We start from the raw sequence: 253 nt of genomic DNA, 5'->3' as shown, positions 1-253 counted from the left end.
GGGAAGCAGGTCAATATTCCTGCACCGTCGTTAGATGCGATGGGGGGACGGATCGCGGAAGGTTGTCCGGGTGTTGGAAGTCCCGGTCGCTGCATTGGAGAAGGCGCTTAGGCAAATCCGGGCGCAGGATTCAAGGGTGTGGCGCGAGCTCCCTCGGGAGCGAAGCAATTGGAAGTGGTTCCAAGAAAAGCCTCTAAGCTTCAGTCTAACGATGACCGTACCGCAAACCGACACAGGTGGGCGAGATGAGTAT

Annotated in this window: 1 rRNA gene; it reads left to right on the top strand. The window is 57.3% G+C overall.

The window, feature by feature from the left end:
• Positions 1–253: ribosomal RNA gene (locus tag HW466_RS31655) — 23S ribosomal RNA — on the top strand; the annotation flags it as partial.

The organism is Burkholderia territorii (assembly GCF_902833055.1).
Taxonomy (GTDB): Bacteria; Pseudomonadota; Gammaproteobacteria; order Burkholderiales; family Burkholderiaceae; genus Burkholderia; species Burkholderia territorii.
This window is presented reverse-complemented; position numbering and strand designations above follow the sequence as displayed.